The sequence below is a fragment of the Pseudomonas sp. FSL R10-1339 genome, assembly GCF_009600545.1.
Lineage (GTDB): Bacteria > Pseudomonadota > Gammaproteobacteria > Pseudomonadales > Pseudomonadaceae > Aquipseudomonas > Aquipseudomonas bubulae.
Window position 1 is genome coordinate 1 of the sequence record NZ_WIVQ01000304.1, and the last position, 295, is coordinate 295.

Below are 295 nucleotides of genomic sequence, written 5' to 3' on the forward strand. Positions count from 1 at the left end.
GGTGTAGGTATACCCGCTCACATCAGCGAGGTCGGTGGGGCTCATCTTCATTTCAGCCCACATCTTCCGATCCGCTACAGCGGCCGACCAGCCTTTCTCGCTCACATCGTCAACGAAGTCGCCAATTGTGCGCTTGTGGAAGTTGTAGTAGTCAGATTGCTTCTTGAGTTTGGAGAGCACCTGCGCCGGGTCTTCATCCGTCCAATCGCTGAGCATGACGACGTAATCACGGTCATATACAAACGGCTCCGGATCTTTGGCATCGATCACCAAAGCCCCATAGACCCCGGACTGT

The 295-nt window shown here is 54.6% G+C and carries 1 pseudogene; it reads right to left on the minus strand.

Features of this window, described 5'->3' with window-relative positions:
* Positions 1-295, minus strand: a pseudogene (locus GHO03_RS24875) (copper oxidase); the annotation flags it as partial.